We start from the raw sequence: 20,571 nt of genomic DNA on the forward strand, positions 1-20,571 counted from the left end.
GGCCGGCGTCCTGCGGACGCCGGCCACTCGTTTTCATCTCCTCCCGCAATGATCATTGGCGGTAATGACGCATGTCACTGAAACGTAAGATCCCCCTTTTCGCGCCGCGGCGGCGGCTGACCCGGCCACTGGCGTTGGTGCTGGCCGCGGCGCTGGGTGCAGGCCTCGTGCAGGTCCAGTCGGTGACCCCGGCCGCGGCCGAGTCCGGCCGACCGGCGACCCAGGCGCAGGCGCAGGCCGCGAAGGGCACTGCGCTCAAGTCGCAGTCGCCCAGGAAGGACCCGACCGCCGACAAGAACATGTCCCGTGCCGACGCGGTCGTCTGGCCGGTCGCCGGCTCGGCCGACATCGACGCGGCGACCGTCGAGAGGACCCCGGCCAGGATCGGCGGTCTGCGGATCGACGTCGCACCCGCCAAGACCGTCGCGGCGGGGGCGTCGTCACGATCGGCCGCGCAGGCACCCCAGCGCGCACACGTGCAGGTCTTCGACCGGACGGCGGCCAAGCGCGCCGGGGTCGACGGTCCCGTGTTCAAGGTGTCGCGCGCCGACGGCGTCACCGCCACCGAGCAGGTCGGCATCGCCGTCGGATACGACACGTTCGCCCACGCCCACGGCGGCGACTGGGGTGCCCGGCTGCGGCTGGTCAGCCTGCCGTCGTGCGCGCTGACCACCCCGGACAAGGCGGAGTGCCGCAAGGCCTTGCCGGTCGAGACGGTGAACGACACGGCCACCCAGACCCTGCGCGCCGACGTCGCCGCGGCGGGAGTCGAGTCCGGTGCGATGGTGCTGGCGATGACCGCCGGTGACTCGTCGGCCCAGGGCGACTACACCGCCACCAAGCTGTCGCCGTCGTCGTCGTGGTCGACCGCAACGTCCACGGGCGCCTTCTCCTGGACCTACCCGATCCGCACGCCCGCGACGCCGAGCGGATTCGGTCCGCAGGTGGCGCTCTCCTATTCCTCGCAGTCTGTCGACGGGCGCACGTCCGCGACGAACAATCAGGGCTCGTGGATCGGCGAGGGCTTCACGTACGAGCCGGGTTACATCGAGCGCCGCTACAAGGCCTGCGCCGACGACGGCCACGAGACCTCCGGCGACCAGTGCTGGGCGTTCCACAACGGCACCGTGATGCTGGCGGGGCACTCCGGCACCCTGGTCAAGGTCGATGACGACAACTACAGGCTGTCCACCGATGACGGCTCGAAGGTCGAGCGGCTGACCGGCGCGGTCAACGGCGATGACGACGGCGAGTACTGGAAGATCACGACGACCGACGGCACGCGGTACTTCTTCGGCCAGAACCGGCTGCCGGGCTGGACGGCCGGCAAGGAGGAGACCGAGTCGACCTGGACCGCGCCGGTCTACGGCGACGACGCCAACGAGCCCTGCCACAAGGCGTCCTTCGACGACTCGTACTGCGACCAGGCGTGGCGCTGGAACCTCGACCACGTCATCGACCCCCGTGGCAATGTGATCTCGTACTTCTACGACCGGGAGACCAACCACTACGCCCGGGGCGGCAAGACCGACGTCAACGGTGCGGCCTATCACCGGGGCGGGTATCTGGCCCGGGTCGACTACGGCCAGCGCGACCAGCAGGTGTACACGACGAACGCTCCCGCTCGCATGGTGTTCACCACGGCTGAGCGGTGCATCCCGGGCGGCTCGGTGGACTGCGATCCGCAGGATCTCGACGAGGACACCGCGGCGTCGTGGCCGGACGTTCCCGAGGACCGGATCTGCGCGGCCGGCACCCACTGCGAGGCCACGCAGACGGCGGCGACCTTCTTCACCCGCAAGCGCCTGACGAAGATCCAGACTGAGATCCGGGAGGGCGCGGGCTGGTCGCCGGTGGAGTCGTGGAGCCTGGAGCACCAGTTCAAGGTCAACGATGACAACTCGCGGACGTTGTGGCTGCGCAAGATCCTTCACTCGGGACATCGGGGCGGTGCGACGCTGACGATGCCCGCCACCGAGCTCGACGGTATTCAGCTGCCCAACCGCATCGACCTCGACGACGACAACTTCGGGCCGCTGATCCGCTACCGCCTGGCCACGGTCAAGACCGACACCGGCGCGCAGATCACGGTCAACTACAAGGCGCCCGACTGCACCAAGGACAACCTGCCCACGCCGGGCCAGTCGACCGGGCGTTGCTATCCGGTGATCTGGAACCCGCTGGGTGGTGGTGACGAGGACAAGGTCACCGACTGGTTCCACAAGTACGTTGTGGACAACGTGGTCGAGGACGACCTGGTCGGCGGCAACGACGACATGGTGACGTCGTACGAGTACGTCGGGGGTGCGGCCTGGCGCAAGAGTGAGCCGGACGGCATCGGCAAGGACGAGGATCTCACCTGGTCGGACTGGCGGGGCTACGGTCACGTGATCGTCCGCAACGGCGACGGGCAGTCCATGCCCGGCCGGGTCGACCATTTCTTCCTGCGCGGCCTGAGCGGTGGTGAGAAGTCCGACGGGACCAGGCCGGTCGTGACGGTCAAGGACTCCACCGGGACGGCCTACACCGACCACAACGCCTTCTCCGGCCACGAGATCGAGACGGTGCTCTACGACGGCGCCGACATCGTGTCGAAGTCGATCAACCAGCCGTGGCGGCACGTGACGCACACCCAGACCGAGTCCTGGGGCGGCAACGTCGCGGGATTCGTCCGTACGGACGTGACCCGCAACCTGATCGCGATGCCCGACGACGGGCAGGGCAATCCGGTCTGGGGCGAGACCAAGACCGTCTCGACCTTCGACACCACGCGGGGCCGCGTCGAGACGGTCGAGGACCTGGGCGAGGTCGGGCCGGGCAAGGACGGCGACGAGCAGTGCACCCGTACCTGGTACACCGACTACCCGGCGCTGAACATGTACTCGTACGTGTCGCGGACGCAGACCGTGTCCGTCGGCTGCGGCGTGGCCAGCCCGGACCTGTCGCAGCAGCTGATCGCTGACAGCCGGACGAGCTATGACAAGCAGGCGTGGAATGTGCCGCCGACCAAGGGCAGCGCCACGCGGGTGGAGACCCTCGACCGCTTCGACGGCACGAAGGTCCTCTACGTGCAGGCGTCGGAGACCACCGACCTGGACGGCTACGGCCGGGTCAAGGCCACCAAGGATGCCCTCGGCCGGGTGACCGGCACCGAGTACACCGAGATCGACGGTCTCACCACCCAGGTCAAGATCACTAACCCGCTGGGCCATGTGACCACGACGACGGTCGACCCGGCTTTCGGCGTGCCGACGCGGATCGTCGACGCGAACCTCAAGCGCGTCGACATGACCTACGACGCCCTCGGCGGGGTCACCGCGGTGTGGAAGGCCGATCGCAACCGTGACCAGGGCGCCACGCCCACCACGAAGTTCAGCTACAAGATCCGTACCGACAAGGCGACGGTGATCACCACCGAGCGGCTCAACAACGACGGCTCGTACCGGGCCAGCCATGAGCTGTTCGACGGTCTGCTGCGCCCGCGGCAGACGCAGACCGCCGGACCCGGCGGCCTGCTGCTGACCGACACGTTCCACGACGGCCGCGGCAAAGCCTGGAAGACCAACGGGGTCTACCTGGCCACCGGCACTGCCGGTGACGTGCCGATCGTGACGGTGGAAGGCTCGGTCAACGCGCAGCAGAAGGTCGGCTACGACGGCGCGGGCCGGGTCGTCTCGCAGACCTTCGCGGTGGCCGGCGACGACCGCTGGACCACCACCACCGCCTACGAGGGCGACCGCACCCATGTCGACCCGCCGACGGGAGGCACGCCGACCACGACCGTCACCGACGCTCGCGGCCGGGTGTCGGAGATCCACCAGTACTCGGGCACCGGCCCGACCGGGCCCGCCGACGTGACCCGCTACGGCTACACGGCGGCGGGAATGCTGGAAACGGTCACCGACCCGCTGAACAACACCTGGCGCTACCACTACAACCAGCGCAACCTCAAGGATCTCGTCACCGATCCCGACGCAGGCGACACCCGCTACACCTACGACGGCATCGGTAACGTCACGTCGGTCACCGACAGCCGTGGCATCAAGGTCTCCACCCGGTACGACGCGCTCAACCGCCGGACGGAGACGTGGCAGGGCGAGCTCGACTCCGGCACCAAGACGGCGGTCTGGTCCTACGACACCACGGGCAACAAGGGCGAGCTCTACTACAGCCAGCGCATCGTGGCCGGTCAGAGCTACTACACCATCACCATGACGCGGGACGACCTGTACCGGCCGACCAAGACCCGGTACAGCTTCCCGTCCGGTGGCGTGGGCACGCTGCTCGGCAAGTCTTACGACTTCACCACCGCGTACAACACCGATGGCACGGTTCAGTCCACGGGCCTGCCCGCCGCGGGCGGCCTGCCGGGCGAGGCGGTGGCCACGACCTACGACAGCTTCCTGCGTCCGACCACCGTCACGGGCACGACCAGCTACGTGACCGCGACCGCGTACAGCAACGTCGGCGAACTGCTGCAGGCGGAGCTGTACACCGGCGGGACCGGGAAGAAGGCGTGGCTGACCTGGGACTATGAGCGGGGGACCGGCCGGCTGAAGGCGGCGAAGGTCAACCGGCAGGGTGTCGCGACAGTCGACGCGGACACCGCCTACGACTACGACGCCGCGGGCAACGTGCTGGCCATCGCCGACAGGCCGGTCGGTGGACAGGTCGACGTCCAGTGTTTCGCCTACGATCACCTGCGCCGTCTCGTCGAGGCCTGGTCGACGGCCAACGTGACCAAGACCTGCGCCGACGGTGTGTCGGGGACCGGTGTGGGCGGACCGGCGGCTTACCACCACAGCTGGACCTTCGACAAGGTCGGCAACCGGGACACCGAGACCATCCACTCGGTCACCGGGGGCGCCGACACGGTCCGTGACTACCAGTACCCGGCACAGGGCGGCAGCGAGAAGCAGCCGCACGCGCTCACCAGAATCGTGGAGGACGGTCCGAACGGTCCCAAGACGTTCAATTACACCTACGACGCCGCGGGCAACACACTGTGCCGCCCCGGCGGGACGGGGACCAACAACTGCGCCGTCGGCAACCTCGCCGGCCAGCAGTCGCTGGTCTGGGACGCCGAGGGGCACCTGCAGAGCAGCACCCCGACCGGCGGCCAGCCGACCGATTACGTCTACGACGCCGACGGCAACCGGATCGTGCGCAAGGAGCCGGGTGGCAAGACCACTCTCTACCTGCCGGGCATGGAACTCGCCCTCAGCGGCACGGTGGTCACCGGAACCCGGTTCTACGGGATCACCGGTGCCACGGTCGCCGTGCGCACCACGACGGGTGTCTACTTCGAGTCGGGCGATCACCACGGCACCGCGTCGAGCAGCATCGACGCGGCCTCCGGAACCATCACCCGCCGCCGCAGCAGCCCGTACGGCATGCTGCGGGAGTCGGCGCCGCCGGCGTTCTGGCCGGATCAGCGCGGGTTCCTCGGCGGCACGCAGGACGCGACGACCGGGCTGACCCATCTGGGTGCCCGTGAGTACGACCCGGCGATCGGCCGGTTCATCAGCGTCGATCCGATCATGGATCTGAAGGATCCGTCGCAGTGGAACGGCTACGCATACGCCAACAACTCGCCGGTCTCCCTCAGCGACCCGTCCGGTCTGCGGCCGGAGTGCGGCAACGGCGGGAACCGCGAGACGTGCGACAACACCGCGCCGATGGCGAACGGAGCGGGGACGTGGACCAACAACAACACCACGCATCCGGTGATCGAGCCGTACGTCTTCATCCCCGATCCTGAGAAGCCCATCTCGTTCCCGGCTTATGTCGAGCTCGCGGGCTGCCCGTACATGCCTTCGCACTGCCATGTCACGGACCTGTCCGAGGAGCAGAAGCTGAGCTTCCTCGGTGCGTACCTGTGTTCCTACATGCAGGAATGCGATCTGCAGAACGAACTGAAGCGCCAGGCCGGGCTGACGTTCATGGAGTGGATGAGCTACGTGCCCGTCGTCGGGGTGCCGTACTCGGTCGCGCTGGCGAAGGAGGCGTGGAGCGAGGGCAACTACACCGGGGCCGCGCTCGAGATCGCCGGCATCGTGCCGATCGGCAAACTGCCGAAGGTCACCAAGGCCGTCGACGAGGTCGTCGACTTCGCGGCTGGTTTCTGCAGGCTGGTCAACAGCTTCGATCCGGACACCCTGGTGCTGATGGCAGACGGCGGCACCAAGAAGATCAAGGATGTCGCGGTCGGTGACGAGGTCGCGGCCACGGACCCGGTGTCGGGTCAGACGCTGGCCAAGGCGGTCACCCGGGTTCACGTCAACCGTGACGAGCAGCTGACCCTGCTGGCGGTGGTGGACGAGACCGGCCGGGAGAGCGTGGTGGACACCACGTGGGAGCACCCGTTCTGGTCGGTGTCACGTGCGGCCTGGGTGGATGCGGCGGACCTGGAGCCCGGGGAGACCCTCCGAGCACCGGGGACGCAGACCATCACGGTGCGTGCTGTCGACAACACGCACGGTTCCAAGGTCATGTACAATCTCACGGTCGCGGACCTGCACACCTACTACGTGCTGGCCGGCGGCACGCCGGTTCTCGTGCACAACGACGACTCGCCGATCGACCTGAACGGAAAGAGTTACACGGTGTGGCAGAGCGGTCCGTACCGGATCGACATCGAGGCCCGCAACGGCATGAAGCAGATGCACTTCCAGGTGCAGTTCAAGGGCATCAAGTCCGGCGACGCGCCCAAGTACCAGTTCGATCCGGAAACCGGTCGGTTCACGGACATGCCCAAGTCCATCGAGAAGGACCTGGCGAAGAACCACAAGAGTTACCAGAAGGGTCTGCAGGTCGGGGCTAATGTCTTCGGGCGGGTGATCGGCACCTGTGGTTGAGGACGGTGACCGTCGAGCAAGGAGGGGGCGCACCATGGCATGGATGAGCGCTCGCGCGGCGCGAATCGCCGGCGGCGGGCTGGTCTCATCCGTCACCCGGGACGATCTCGTTGCCGAGTGGGCGGATGCGGCAAGCCGGGGCTGGACGGTCGACGACGACGCGGTGCTCCTCAGCGCCTGGCGCGAGAGCTACCACGGTGACCGGTCGGCGTTCTCGGAGACCATGGACTACGAGGCCGCGGTCAACGGCCGCGGCATCCCCGATCTCGACCTGACGGTCGAGGGAGAGGAGCGGGCAGCGGTGCTGCTGCGCCGGGGCGTGGCTTTCGCGTGGGCGGCGCTGCACGAGCAGTACCGCCGACTGCCCGAAGTCGAAGTGGCCGCGTACGTCTCCTCGGCCGGGACCCTGGTGGACCCGGACCGCTTCACCGGCAACGTGACGTTCTGCGCCGTACGCCCAGGACGGCCGCCGTACATCGATCCGGCACGGCTGACAGGCGACATCGTCGTCTCGATCACCACCGGTGACTGCGCGAGTCCACTGCCCGAAGGGCAGCGGTCCTAGCAGCCGCTCCGCGGTCATCGCCGGAGGCGTCGGCCTGTCTGCTGGACCGCACTCGTCGACGAGTTCGCCTCGTCGACGAGTGCGGTCCGGTCGCGTTTAAGCCGGCACCGCGTGTCCGAGGAAGAGAGCAACGTGAAGACCTGTCCGCGATGCGAGCAGGGACTACTTGAACTGGTCAAGATCAGTCGTTGCGAGCCGGCGATCAAGAAGTGCGCGGAGTGCGATGCCGTCTGGGGCGCCGCGAGTTGTAGGTCGAGCTCGCGGCGGGGCAACGATCTCGCGAGGCTTGCGCTAGCGGGTGGAAGGCCCGGCCGATCCCGCGAGCGCGCGGCTGCGCCGGTCCCACCAGGAGGCGAAGTAGCGGGCGGACAGCCCGTGGATCAGGATGCTCAGGCTGATCACGACCACGACGACGTCGGCGACCCAGTCCGCGTCCAGGCCCGACAGCTGCTCCAGGGCGATGATGCCCAGCACCATGCTGTCCAGCCCGCGCGGCCCCCAGAAGCCCAGCGCCCAGCGCTCGCGCCAGGGCACGTGGCTGCCCAGCAGCGACAGCGCCACGGGCAGCATCCGGATCAGCGTCAGCGACAGGAACGCGTACGCGAACACCCGCCACTCCAGGCCGTCCATGAACGCGGGCACGATCAGCGACCCGAACACGAACCACACCGCCGCCGACAGCACCGTCGCGGTGTCCGACACGGTCTGCAGCGCCGCGTGCGGCATGTGCGGCGCGGTTGCGCGGGCGGCCAGCCCGGCCACGAACGCGGCGACGAACCCGTTGCCGTGCAGTACCTCGGCCATCGCGAACGCGGTGATCGCGAGCGCGAGCATGCCGACCCGGTCGGCTTCGGGGGTGGTCCAGCCGCGCTCGCGGGCCAGGCTGAGCATCCGCGACCCGCCGAAGCCGGTGAGCAGGCCCGCGACGAGGGCGATGAGCAGTTCGAGCAGGACGCTCTCCAGGTCGGTGCTGGCGACGGCACCGGCCAGCAGCAGCAGTACGAGGGGTGCGGCGATGCCGTCGTCGAGGCCGCTGACGACGGTGATGGTGTGGCGCATGCCGGAGGGCAGGCGCTGGTCGTGCAGCATCGGCAGGATCGGGGTGGAGTCGGTGGCGGCGAGCACGGCGGCGCAGATGGCGCAGACCCACCAGCCCGCGCCGGGCAGCAGGGGGACGCCCGCGGCGAAGCCGAGCAGGACGGTCAGCGGGAACGCGATGAAGATCATGCGCATGGGTACGCGGCCGGTCTCGCGCAGCCAGCGCATGCTGATCTCGGTGGCGTCGGTGAACAGGACCAGGGCGAGGGTGATCTCGATGAGGTGCCGGACGATGGGGCCGGTGACCTCGACGTCGACCAGGGGATGGGTGCCGTTGGTGAGGATGAGGCCGGCGGCGGCCATGGCGATGGGCACGGTGACGCTGTAGCGCTGGGCCGGCCGGGCCAGCACGGCCCAGACGACCAGCACCAGGCCGAGCATCAGTACGGCGAGCACGGGCGACTCCTCACCCTGCCCATTCTGGGGTATTTAGGCCCTTAAAATGGTGGAAAGGCCGTGAGGTATGTGGCCCGAAGTCCGGGTCGGCAGGCCGACCGAGGCCGATCGAACGCCACCGGGCCGAGTCCACGTGACCGCCGGGCGGTGCCCGGTGGCGGAGTGGCAGCGCCGCTGCACCGTACGTCACCAAAGCTGCCTAAACGTACCGTTGTAGCAGTCTTCATCCTGCTTCAGTGTTGTCTCGGTGACCAACATGAACACGGGGCCGCAGTACCCGGCCGTACCCCCGCAGCCACCCTTCGTCGTCCAGCCCGCCGCGAAGAAGGGCCTCGGAACCGGCGCGATCATCGCCATCGTCGTCGGCTCGCTCATCGCGCTCTGCTGCATCGGCGGCACGATCATCGCCGTGTTCGCCCCCGACCCGGCGGACAAGCCGTCCGCTGTCGCGGCGACCGGCGGCGACGCCGAGAACACTCCGGCGGCGAAGCCGACCGAGGCCGCCGCGGCGGCGCCGTCGCCGACGAAGGCCGCCGAGCCCGACGGCCCGGTCACCGTCAAGGTCGGCCAGCCCATCGACGTGAAGTTCATGAGTGCGCAGACCAGGGTGACGGTCAAGTCGGTCAAGAAGGCGAAGTCGCCGAACCAGTTCACGCAGCCCAAGCGTGGCCAGTTCGTCGCCGTCATGGTCGACATCTTCGCGACCAAGGGTCAGACCGACCTGGGCCCGTCGAACTTCCGGCTGATCGCCAAGGACGGCACGGTCTACCAGAGCGAGTTCCTGGTCGTCGGCATCGACCCCCAGCTGGACGCGATGACCACCATCAACGAGGGTCAGCGCAAGAACGGCAATGTCGTGTTCGACGCCGACCCCGCCAATTTCGCCGGTGCGAAGGTCGAACTGACCGACGACTTCGGTGAGGTCCAGGGCTACTGGACGACGTGAGTGCGTACGCCGGCCCCCGGTGTCGACCGGGGGCCGGCGCCATGCCCGGGTTGTCCGGCGAACCTTAGTTCGGCTTTACAACGAACATTCATGAGTGTCACCATGTCGGGCACGTGCCGACCGGCCCGGTCGCGGTACGCGTACCGAGGAGTCGCCTTGTCCCCGACGGCGGATGCCGCGCGCGTGGCCGCCGCCCGCGCAGGCGACCGGCATGCCCTGGAGGCCCTGCTCGGCGACCACCTGCCCCTGGTGTACGCGGTGGTCCGCCGCGCACTGGGCGGCGACCCCGACGTCGACGACGTCGTGCAGGAGACGATGCTGCGCGCGGTCCGGCACCTGCGCGGGCTGCGCGACGCCGCCGGGTTCAAGTCCTGGCTGGTGTCCATCGCGGTCAGCCAGATCCAGGAACGCACCCGCCGCCTGGCCCGCCAGCGCGCCCGCGCCACCCAGCCGATCGACCTCGGCGTCGGGGCCGCCGAGTCGCCCGACCCCGACACCGACGTCGCCGGCCTGGCCGAGGACCGCGTCGACCTCGACCGCGAACTGCGCCTGATCGCGCAGGCCACCGGATTCCTCAACCCGGCCGAGCGGCAGACCCTGGCACTGTGGTCGCAGGAGGTCGCCGGGACGATGACCCGCGCCGAGGTCGCCGCCGCGCTCTCGCTGAGCCCGGCGCACACCGCCGTCCGGGTCCAGCGCATGCGGGCCCGCCTCGACCTGGCGCTGACCGTGCTGCGCGCCCTGCGGTCCGCCCAACGCTGCCCCGGACTCGATGAGGCAGCCGCGGCCTGGGACCGCACCGCCGAGCCCCGCTGGCTCAAACGCCTCGGCCGGCACGTGACCGACTGCGACGTATGCCTGCTCGCCGGCCGCCGCGGCGTGCCCGCGGTACGGGTACTGGCCCTGCCATGGCTGGCACCGGTGCCCGCCGTGCTTGCAGCCCGGCTCCCGGAGTTGGTAGCAACGTCGGGAGGTACCGGCGCGACGAGCGGCGCGGCGGCCGTGGCGGTGGAGGTGATGCGGCGCGTCGTCGGATACGTCAATCTGAAGGTCGTCGGCACGGCCGGAGCCGGGGTCGCCGCCGCCACCGCCGCCGTGCTGGCCGTCACCGCGACCACGCCACCGGCCACCCCGCCGACCGAGCCGGGTCCTCCGCCGCAGGCCGCGCCCGCGACCAGCGCCGCACCTGCGGAGCCGTCCGCCACGCCGTCATCGTCGGCGGCGCCCGCACCGGCCCGCCACGTGGTGACGGCCGAGGGCGTGCAGAGCGCGGACATCTACGTCGCGGTGGACGGCGACGACTCCGGCCCCGGCAGCGCCGCCCGGCCCTACGCCACTCTGGCCAAAGCGGTGCAGGCGGTACGCCCCGGGCAGGTCATCGCACTGCGCGCGGGCACGCACCGGCCCACGCAGACCGTCGAGATCACCACCAGCGGCACCGCGGCCCGGCGCATCACCGTCAGCAACCTGATCGGGGAGCGGCCCGTCATCGACGGCTCCGCACTGCCGGGCGGCCGGTGGCTGATCTCCCAGACCGGCGGGTACTGGACCGTGCAGGGCCTGGAGATGCGCAACGCGCCCAGCCACGCCTACGTCTGCAGCTCGTGCCGCGACAACGTGTTCCGCCGCCTGCGGCTGCACGACAACGGGAACACCGCGCTGATGCTGCGCGACGCGGGCACGCAGGGCAACCAGGTCCTCGACAGCGACTTCGCCCGCAACCACGACACCGTCGACCGGGGCGGCAGCGCCGACGGCCTGTCCATCAAGAACGGCTCCGGCCCCGGCAACGTCGTACGCGGCAACCGGTTCGCGGAGAACTCCGGCGACGGCCTGGACCTGAGCAACTTCACCGACCCGGTCACCGTCACCAGCAACTGGGCCTACGGCAACGGCCACAACCGGTGGGACATCGCCTCGTTCAACGGGCCGGGCAACGGCATCAAACTCGGCGGCGGCGAACCCGCCCCGGCCGTCGCGCACGTCGTGGTCGACAACGCGTCCTGGGACAACGCCGGCTACGGGTTCACCGAGGCGAGCAACGCGGGGCGGCTCACCGTCACCAACAACACCGCCTTCCGCAACGGCGCGACCGGGTTCGCGTTCCTGTACTCCTCGGCGCGGCTGCGCAACAACCTGGCCCTGGCCAACGCCCGTGACGTGCAGGTCGGCGGCGGCGTCGACGACACGGGCAACTCCTGGGGCCAGAGCGGCTGGGTGACGACCGTGCTGCGCAGCGGCGACCCGTCCACCGCCCGCGGCGAGCGCACCCCGTCCGGTCAGCTGCCGACGACGACGTTCCTGCTCAACCGCAAGGACAAGACCATGGGCGCGTCGATGACCGCCGCGACCGCACCCTCGCCGCCACCGGCGAGCTGAGGACCCCAGCGTGGGGCACGCCACCGTGGGCGTGCGAGGTGCGCGGACTTTGTCGGAACCGGCGAGAAAATCCGCCGGTTTCTGTTATCACCGCTGACGCCGTGCCGTCTCCGTATCGAAACAAGGGCCGATCCCGACTCCGGGCGCCGGGGGCCTGACCGTTCGAGAAGGAGGGATCGTCGTGACAGCAACAGTACGAAGAGCGGGGCGGTGGCTCGCCCTGGCGCTCACCGTCGCCGCGTCGGGGGTGGTCGTGGCAGCGGCCGCGTCCCCGGCGCAGGCGGCTCCGGCCACGGGAGTGGCGTACCAGCTGGTGGTGACCAAGAGCGGCAAGTGCGTCGACGTGCCGGGGGCTTCGGCGGACAACGGCGCGCTGCTGCAGCAGTGGGGCTGCACCGCGAACTCGCCGTGGCAGCAGTTCCGGCTGACCGCGGCCGGGTCGAACTACCAGCTGGTGAACGTGAGCAGCGGCAAGTGCGTCGACGTGCCCGGGTGGTCGACGACCTCAGGTGTGCAGCTGCAGCAGTACGGGTGCGTGTCCAGCCAGGCCAACCAGCAGTGGCGTCTGGTCGCCAGCGGCACGAACACGTACCAGATCATCAGTGTCCATTCGGGGCTGTGCGTCAGCCTCAAGGACGCCTCGACCGCCAACGGTGCGCAGATCATCCAGGAGACGTGCACCGCCAACAGCAACAAGCAGTGGGCGTTCACCGGCGTCGGCGGCGGCACCGCCGCGACCGTCGCCGCCGACGGCACCGGCCAGTACCGCACGGTGCAGGCCGCCGTCGACGCCGTGCCCGCGGGCAGCACCACCCGCCAGGTCATCACCATCAAGGCCGGCACCTACCGCGAGATCGTCACCATCCCGTCGAACAAACCCAACATCACCCTGCAGGGCCTGGGCGGGTCGGCGAGCGGCACGGTCATCGTCAACAACCACAGCTCCGCGGGTGGGTGGGGCACCTCCGGCAGCGCGACCGTGTTCGTCAACGGCAAGGACTTCCGCGCCGCGAACCTGACGATCGCCAACGACTACGGCGAGGGCAGCCAGGCCGTGGCCGCGAACCTCAACGGCGACCGAGCCGTCTTCGACAACGTCCGGTTCCTCGGCAACCAGGACACGCTGCTGCTCAACAACTACCGCGCCTACATCGTGAACTCGTACGTCGAAGGCACCGTCGACTTCATCTTCGGCAGCGGCACCGCGGTGTTCAACGCCAGCACGATCCACGAGAAGCGCACCAGCGGCGGCCCGATCACCGCGGCCCGCACCGACCCGGCCAACGCCTACGGCATCCTCGTCTACCGCTGCACGATCACCGGGACCGCCAACGGCGTCACCCAGCTCGGCCGCCCGTGGGGGCCCGCCGCGCAGGTCCTGTTCCGCGAGTCGAACCTGTCGGCGACGATCCGCACCGCCCAGCCGTGGACCGACATGTCCGGCAACACGTGGCAGAACGCGCGCTTTGTCGAATACCGCAACACCGGCTCCGGCGCGGGCAGCAACGGCAACCGCCCGCAGCTGTCGGACGCCGCCGCCCCGAACTACACCCCGCAGAAGTATCTGGCCGGCACCGACGGCTGGAACCCGGTCGGCTGACCTTCAGGAGACAAGACCATGACCAAGACCAGAACCAGGCGGTACGCCCCCGCGGCCCTCGCCGCGACCATGCTCGCCGCCCTCGTCGGCCTGCCGTCCTCACCCGCCCAGGCCGCACCGGCGACGGGCGTCGCCTACCAGCTGGTGGTGACCAAGAGCGGCAAGTGCGTCGACGTGCCGGGCGCTTCGGCGGACAACGGCGCGCTGCTGCAGCAGTGGGGCTGCACCGCGAACTCGCCGTGGCAGCAGTTCCGGCTGACCGCGGTGGGCTCCAACTACCAGCTCGTCAACGTCAGCAGCGGCAAGTGCGTCGACGTGCCCGGCTGGTCCACGACCTCGGGCGTGCAGCTGCAGCAGTACGGGTGCGTGTCCAGCCAGGCCAACCAGCAGTGGCGCCTGGTCGCCAGCGGCACGAACACGTACCAGATCATCAGCGTGCACTCGGGGCTGTGCGTCAGCCTCAAGGACGCCTCCACGGCCAACGGTGCGCAGATCATCCAGGAGACGTGCACCGCCAACAGCAACAAGCAGTGGGCGTTCACCGGCGCCGGCGGCCGCACCTGGTCGAACACCCCGGACGGGTTCGCCTCGACCGGCGGCGGCACCACCGGCGGCGCGGCCGGCGCGACCGTCACCGTCAGCACCTTCGCCGACCTGCAGCGCTACGTCACCGCGAGCGAGCCGTACGTCATCCGGGTCAGCGGCGCGATCACCGTCACGCCCAAGGGCACCGAGCTGCGCGTCGCCTCGAACAAGACCATCGTCGGCGTGGGCACCAGCGGGCACATCGTCGGCGGCGGGTTCTTCCTCGGCACCGGCGTACGCAACGTCATCATCCGCAACCTGACCATCCGCGACACGCAGATGGCCGACGACGACCCCGACGACAAGGTCTACGACTACGACGGGATCCAGATGGACACCGCCGACCACGTCTGGATCGACCACAACACGATCACGCGGATGAACGACGGCCTGATCGACAGCCGCAAGGACACCAGCTACCTGACGATCTCCTGGAACGTGCTGTCCAGCAACAACAAGGCGTTCGGCATCGGCTGGACCGAGAACGTCACCGCCCGCATGACGATCCACCACAACTGGATCAAGGACACCAACCAGCGCAACCCCAGCACCGACAACGTCGCCTACGCCCACCTGTACAACAACTACCTGCAGAACGTGGCCTCGTACGGCAACTACGCCCGCGGCGCGACGAAGATGGTGCTGGAGAACAGCTACTTCGAGAACGTGAAGGACCCGTTCTACCCCGACTCGACGGCGCAGCTGCGCCAGAGCGGCAGCATCATGGTCAACTGCACCGGCAAGCAGCAGACCCTCGGGTCGGCGTTCACGCCGAGCAGCTTCTACTCCTACACCCTCGACGCGGCCGCCGACGTGCCGAACCTGCTCCGCACGTACGCCGGACCGCAGGCCAACATCGGCTGAGCCCGGACCGGCCGGCACCGCCCTACACGGTGCCGGCCGGTCCGCCGCTCGTGGATCAGCCGGTCACCCGCCACACGGTCACGCTGTTCGCGGCGGCCGGACACGCGATCGCCCGCGGTGCGAACGCGCACCGGGCCGGCGGCACGGGCAACTGGGTCAGTTCAAGACCGCCGGGCGTCAGCCACGCGACCTGCCGGTGCGTTCTGCCGCGGAGCAGGACCGTCACCCCGACGGTCGAGCCCGAGTACAGGTCCCACCCCGTCAGGTCCGCCAGCGGCCGGGCCGTCGCCGGGTCGAGCAGCGCGGTGACCGGCAGCCCGTCCCCGCGCGGTTCCGGACCGGCCACCAGCAGCCCCAGCGGCGTCGGCACGATGATGCTTCCCATGGCGAAGCGTCCGCGCACCTCGCCGGTCTCCTTGTCCACGATCGCACCCGTCTCGTCGACCGGCCCCCCGGCGGCCGGGCGCGACGTCGTGCACCAGTGAGCGCCGCAGTCGGTGCGGAACACGTACGGCGCCGTCAGCGCGACGGGCGACAGGTCGGCGGTGGCGAACCGCGCCGTCGTCTTCACGCCGGCGAGCACCGTCTCGACGATCAGCTCGTCGCCGGAGATGCTCAGGTTGACGGGCACGGCCGCGCCCAGGTCCAGCCTGAGCCGGCGGAGCACCCGCCCGTCGCGGAGGTCACGTTCGGTCAGCTCGCCGCCGGTTTGCAGCGTCCAGATCGGCATCGTGTCCCGGCCGCGGATCACCGCCGGGTAGTCGAGCGCCGGCAGCACTCCCCGCACGGTCCAGCGCTGCTGCCCGGTGCGCACGTCGCGGACGGTGATCCGCGTGTCCGTCCGGTCCTCGCCGGGCGACCAGACGGCGATCGCCACGTCGCCCAGCGCCATCATGGGCAGCTCGTCCTGCCAGCGGACCACCCCGGCGGCGACGTCGACGGCGTAGGTGGTCCGGCGGCCCGTGGCCGCGTCCTCCATCGCCGTCAGGATCATGCCCGGTGCCGCCTCGACGGGCATGATGGGGCCGCCCGCCGTTCCCGGCAGCGGCAGGTCCCAGCGCTGTGAGCCGTCGGTGAGGTTGTATCCGGCGAGCCGGTCGCCGCCGCGTACCAGCAGCAGATCTTCGAGGACCTGGAAGTCGCCCTGCGCGGTGAGCGCGACGGTGGCCACCTCCTGCAGGCGGCGGGCGGGGACCGCGCCGCCCAGCGCGAAAACCAGGGCGGCCGCGACCGCGGCGGCCACCGGCCGCAGCAGGGTGCGCGCGCCGGGATGGTCGCGTTCGGACGGCTGCTGCCGCCAGCCCGCGCCGAGGTCGATCACCGCGGTCGTGCTCGAGGCCGGCTGCTGGTACACGGTCACCGCTTCCTGGTCTGCCGGAGCACCCGTTCCGGCGTGCCTGCCGGGTGGTGAACGCCATGGCGGGCATCGCCGGTTGTCGGCGGCCCCCCGGCGGCCGAGGTCGACGGGGCCACGCGATCTGGACGCTGTTCCGCGGCGGATGCGACGGATCGGGGACCCCGCGAAAAGTTCGATACTGGTAGAACTGGGGGCCATGTCCGACTTCATGGAACGACCGTCCGTGGATTCGCCGTCGCAGGCCGAGCCGACGTACCTCGTCGAAGCGCCACCCCGGCGGCGCGGTTGGGTCCTGCCGGTCGTCGTCGCCGTATCCGTGCTCGTCGGGACGCTCACCTCCGTGATCATGTTCTCGGGCTGGAGCGAGCCCGAACACCGGTACCTCGTCAGCATCTACCTGGACCGCGCCATCACCGCGGAGCAGCAGGCCGCCCTGCAGTCGGCGCTGGCCGGCCTGGACCCGGTGGAGGCCGTCCGGTACGAGAGCCGGGAGCAGGCGTTCCAGAAGTTCCAGAGTCAGTTCAAGGACAGCCCGGAGCTGGCCGCGTCCATCACCGTCGAGGAGATCCCGGCGCTGTTGCTGGCCGACGTCGCCGCGCCGGAGTTCGACTGCGCGATGCTGAGGCCGATCAGGGACATGGCGGGGGTGGACACGGTGGTCGTCTACCGGATGCCGGGCGGCGACGGCATCGAGTCGCTGCTCTCCTGCGGCGACCTGCTGTAGTTCCGGGCTCGGTTCCGGCCCGGCGCACTGTCGCGCGGCCCCTACTGTTACGCGTTCGTCGTCGCGGGCTGACGGCCGACCCGCTCGTTGTCAACGCGGGTCGTAACGGCACGTGTTGCCGGTGCGTACGGTCCGGTCGAGGTGCGCGGCCAGCTCAGGTAGCGCCTCGCGGATTCGGCTGATCGCGTCGCGGATGCGGGCGGTGACCGCCTTGCGGGCCCGCTCGGCCGCCGACGCGCCCAGCGGCCGGCTGTCGCCGTCCGGGCGGGTGGCCTGGCGCAGCTGGGTCAGCAGCTGCTCGCGCTCGTCGGTCACGGCGTGCCGGCGGCCGAGGTCGTTGCCGTCGTCCGCGTCGGCCAGCTCCTGCTCGAGTGCCGCCAGCCGTCGCCGGTAGGCGGCCAGCGCCGTGCGGTCCAGCACCGGGTCGGCCCGGCCGGCGTCGGCTGCGGCGGCCCCGGCCAGGGTGAGCGCGGGATGGTCGACGCCCGGCGCGGCGAGCAGTGCGGCGAGGTCGTGCAGCCCTTTGCAGTCGCGTAGGAACGCGGTCCGGCCGTGGTACTCGGCCTGCCACATGTCGCCGATCCGCCGCAGTGGCACCTCGCTGTCACGGTGGCGCGGCGGGGGCTGCTGTCGTGGCCGCGTGTCGAGGGCGGCGATCGCCGCGTGTGACTCGGCCTGCCAGCCGCGGGCGCCCAGCCGCCGGTGGAGTTCGGCGGCGCGGCCCAGCCACTGCCGGGCCGGGACGGGCTCGGCGAGAGCCGCGTGCAGCGACCCGATCCGGTGGGCGTGCGCGCCCATGAAGGCGACCAGTGCCGCGTTGACGGCGCAGGTCTCCGACAGTGGCAGCAGGTCGCCGAGCAGCTGCCGGCACAGTGGGCGGTCGTCGAGGGCGACGGCGGCGGTGGCGAGTTCGCCGACGAACACCGACCACAGGTAGGACCGGTCGGTGCGCCAGTCCGGCAGTGCGAGCACGGTGTCGAGTTCGCGTCTGGCGAGGTCGAGGTCGCCGGCGCGGGCGTAGAAGCCGGCGGCCACGGCGTGGGCGTGGGCCGGTGCGCCGACCCACCAGGAGACGGCTTCGGCGGCGGTGTCGCGCAGTTGCGCCGCGTCGCCGCGGGCCCGGACGATTTCGAGGCGCTGCGACATGCGCACGTTGCCGGCGTCGGCGTCGCCGACGGCTTCGCCCAGCGCGGCGGCTTCGGCGCTGAGCTGCTCGCCGGCGGCCAGGTCGCCGTCGAGCAGGGCGAGCGCCGCGCGGCGGATGTGCAGGTTGTAGTCGTGGCGGGGTTGGCGCAGTTGCCGGGCGGCGTGGTCGTAGGCGTGCAGGGTCGCCCGGAAGGCCGGGTTGGCGGTCTCCAGTTGCGCGGTCGCGGTGAGCAGCAGCGCCTGGGTCTGGCGTTCGGGGTCGTGGGCCTGCCGGGCCAGTTCGCCGATCTCGCCGGCGATCTCGGCCCGGCGGGTCGCGGTGCCCGGCGTCCACAGGACGTCGTGCTGGGCGAGCAGGCAGCCGGCGAGGGTGGCCGGGTCGCCGACGTGGCGGGCGACGGCGATGGCGTGTTCGGCCAGCGGCGCGGCGCGGGGCCGGTCGGCGGGCACGGAGTGTTGCAGCTGCCGGGCGAGCGCGGCGGTGACCTGTGCTTCGGTGGCCGTGGCGGTGCCGGCGAGGGCGTGGTGGGCCTGCTCGAGGCGGTCGATCAGGTCGGTGCGGGGCATGGCGAAGCGGGCGCCGATGCGGTCGATGCCCAGCGCGACCGCGCCGATCAGGTCGGGTTCGCCGGTGTGCCGGGCGCGCTGCCATGCGGTGTCGAGCAGGTCGCGTGCCGTTGCGGTGTCGCCGGCGCGGAGGCGGTGGTCGGCTTCGGCGGTGAGCAGGTCGATGTGGTCGGTGTCGCCGAGGACGGCGCCGGCGCCCAGGGCGGCCGTGCGGACGCGGCCGAGGTGGGCGGCGGCGTCGGTGAACGCGTACCGCTCGGCGTCGATCTGTGCGGCGCGGCGGGCCCAGAGCAGTGCCGGGGTGATGGTGTGCGGCAGGGCGGCGGTGCAGTGGTGGGCGATCTCGGCCGCGAACACGGTCCCGCCGCGCTCGTGCCGGCGCTCTAGCGCGGCCGCGAACCGCGCGTGCAGGTGCAGGCGCTGCGCGGTGGACATTGCCGAGTAGATCGATTCGCGGTACAGGTCGTGGGTGAAGCGGGTCCCGTCGGCGGCGCAGGTGAGGATGCCGGCGGCGGTGGCCTGCTCGGTCAGTTCCGCGATGCGGGCGGGCGGCTGTTCGGTGACCTCGGCGAGCACGTCGGGCAGCAGCGTGCCGGTGCCGACCGTGGCGGCTTCGATCAGCCGGGCGCAGTCGGCCGACAGCCGGGAGGTGCGGCGCGCGATGACCTCGCGTACCGCGGCGGGCACGGTGCCGGAAGCAGGGCCGTCGGACAGCAGCCGGCTGAGTTCGGCCGCGAAGAACGGGTGCCCGCCACTGCGTTCGTGCACCACCGGGGCCCACCGGTCGGCGGCGTCGGCGCCGGCGACGGCCTGGACCAGTTCGGTGATCTCCTGCGGGGACAGGCCGCGCAGCGGCAGCCGTTCGGCCGGCAGCGCCACGTCGGTCATCGTGGTGGCGGCGGGGCCGGCGAGTTCGTCGGGGCGGTAGGCGGCCAGCAGCAGCAGCGCGCCCGGATAGGTCATACCGGTGAGGAACCGCAGCAGTTCCAGGCTGGCGTCGTCGGTCCAGTGGAGGTCGTCGAGCACGACCACCACGGGTCCCTGACGGACGGCTGCCGCCAGCACGCGGGCGACCGCGTCGAAGACGCGCAGCCGGCCGCCGGCCCCGTCGCCGCCCGCCGGTCCCGCGTCGAGCAGGCTTTCCGCGGGCACGGTCGCCGGTCCCGCCTGCGGACCGTGGTCGTCCAGGCAGCGCAGCACCTGGGTCCACGGCCAGTACGCCGGTGCCTGCTCGCCGTTCCAGCAGGTGCCCCAGGCCGTGCGGGCGCCCGCGGCGGTGGCGTCGGCGGTGAACCTGGCCAGCAGCGCGGTCTTGCCGATCCCGGCCTCGCCGCTGACCAGCGCAAGTGCGGGCCGGCGCCAGCCCGAGCCACCGGTCGCGGCGAGTGCGGCCGCGAGGCGGGACAGTGCGTCTTGGCGGCCGACGAAGGTGGACACCCGGGCATTGTCGCGCAGCTTCGGCGTCCGGCCGGAAAGTGCCAGGCGTT

Annotated in this window: 10 protein-coding genes; 7 read left to right on the forward strand and 3 right to left on the reverse strand. The window is 70.8% G+C overall.

Annotation, left to right across the window (positions count from 1 at the left end):
- Window positions 1–71: 71 nt before the first annotated feature.
- Together Cco03nite_RS26460 and Cco03nite_RS26465 are read left to right on the forward strand one after the other, a co-directional pair.
- The gene (locus tag Cco03nite_RS26460) at window positions 72–6,857 is read left to right on the forward strand and encodes a polymorphic toxin-type HINT domain-containing protein (RefSeq protein WP_203694925.1); all 6,786 of its coding nucleotides are present in this window, start codon (window positions 72–74) and stop codon (window positions 6,855–6,857) included.
- Between the two features lie 43 nt (window positions 6,858–6,900).
- A complete protein-coding gene (locus Cco03nite_RS26465; RefSeq protein WP_203694926.1) occupies window positions 6,901–7,422 on the forward strand; it encodes a hypothetical protein in 522 nt (173 codons plus the stop codon).
- A gap of 291 nt (window positions 7,423–7,713) precedes the next feature.
- Here Cco03nite_RS26465 and Cco03nite_RS26470 read toward each other — a convergent pair whose 3' ends face one another.
- Window positions 7,714–8,916 (reverse strand): cation:proton antiporter, encoded by a 1,203-nt coding sequence (locus Cco03nite_RS26470; protein WP_203694927.1) that lies wholly within the window; start codon window positions 8,914–8,916, stop codon window positions 7,714–7,716.
- Window positions 8,917–9,172: 256 nt separating this feature from the next.
- On the opposite strand from Cco03nite_RS26470, the gene Cco03nite_RS26475 reads away from it, so the two are divergent.
- From Cco03nite_RS26475 to Cco03nite_RS26490, 4 genes are all read left to right on the forward strand, one after another.
- On the forward strand, window positions 9,173–9,862 hold the full coding sequence (locus Cco03nite_RS26475) for a DUF4352 domain-containing protein (protein WP_239167685.1): 690 nt from the start codon (window positions 9,173–9,175) through the stop codon (window positions 9,860–9,862).
- 156 nt (window positions 9,863–10,018) lie between these two features.
- The gene (locus Cco03nite_RS26480) at window positions 10,019–12,241 is read left to right on the forward strand and encodes a sigma-70 family RNA polymerase sigma factor (RefSeq protein ID WP_239167680.1); all 2,223 of its coding nucleotides are present in this window, start codon (window positions 10,019–10,021) and stop codon (window positions 12,239–12,241) included.
- Window positions 12,242–12,422: 181 nt separating this feature from the next.
- The gene (locus Cco03nite_RS26485; protein WP_203694929.1) at window positions 12,423–13,841 is read left to right on the forward strand and encodes a pectinesterase family protein; all 1,419 of its coding nucleotides are present in this window, start codon (window positions 12,423–12,425) and stop codon (window positions 13,839–13,841) included.
- Window positions 13,842–13,859: 18 nt separating this feature from the next.
- A complete protein-coding gene (locus Cco03nite_RS26490) occupies window positions 13,860–15,290 on the forward strand; it encodes an RICIN domain-containing protein (RefSeq protein ID WP_203694930.1) in 1,431 nt (476 codons plus the stop codon).
- Window positions 15,291–15,345: 55 nt separating this feature from the next.
- On the opposite strand, the gene Cco03nite_RS26495 is transcribed toward Cco03nite_RS26490, so the two are convergent.
- Window positions 15,346–16,644, reverse strand: a complete 1,299-nt coding sequence (locus Cco03nite_RS26495) for an outer membrane protein assembly factor BamB family protein (protein ID WP_203694931.1) — start codon at window positions 16,642–16,644, stop codon at window positions 15,346–15,348.
- Window positions 16,645–16,843: 199 nt separating this feature from the next.
- Here Cco03nite_RS26495 and Cco03nite_RS26500 point away from each other — a divergent pair, with 199 nt between their 5' ends.
- Window positions 16,844–17,371 (forward strand): permease-like cell division protein FtsX, encoded by a 528-nt coding sequence (locus tag Cco03nite_RS26500; RefSeq protein ID WP_203694932.1) that lies wholly within the window; start codon window positions 16,844–16,846, stop codon window positions 17,369–17,371.
- Between the two features lie 90 nt (window positions 17,372–17,461).
- Here Cco03nite_RS26500 and Cco03nite_RS26505 read toward each other — a convergent pair whose 3' ends face one another.
- Window positions 17,462–20,521, reverse strand: a complete 3,060-nt coding sequence (locus Cco03nite_RS26505; protein WP_203694933.1) for an ATP-binding protein — start codon at window positions 20,519–20,521, stop codon at window positions 17,462–17,464.
- Window positions 20,522–20,571 lie beyond the last annotated feature (50 nt).

Source organism: Catellatospora coxensis, assembly GCF_016862635.1.
GTDB classification, from domain to species: Bacteria; Actinomycetota; Actinomycetes; order Mycobacteriales; family Micromonosporaceae; genus Catellatospora; species Catellatospora coxensis.